At 71.9% G+C, this 263-nt stretch carries 1 protein-coding gene; it reads right to left on the bottom strand.

Annotated elements, in window-relative coordinates:
* Window positions 1–263: ribonuclease E/G (locus HWD99_RS18340; RefSeq protein WP_241797627.1), on the bottom strand; the 263-nt coding region annotated here is incomplete at both ends.

Consider the following 263-nt stretch of genomic DNA (forward strand, 5'->3'; position numbering starts at 1 on the left):
GCTCAGGTCTTCGTAGATGATGCTGGCCGGGGCGCCGTCGCGGCCGCGCCGCTCGACCACGTGCCAGACCCGCGACAGATAGGCGATGTCCTCGGCCAGCGCCTCGGCCGGCTGGCCCTCGGCATTGGTGCGGATGATGTAGCCGAAGCCGCCGTGGCTGGCGGCCAGGTCGGCGACCAGGGTCTTCAGGCGCAGCCGCTCGGCCTCGTCCTCGATCCGCGCCGACACCCCGATCACCCGCGACTGCGGCAGCAGCACCAGAT

Origin of the sequence: Microbacterium sp. C5A9 (assembly GCF_022627955.1) — a bacterium.
Classification (GTDB): domain Bacteria; phylum Actinomycetota; class Actinomycetes; order Actinomycetales; family Microbacteriaceae; genus Microbacterium.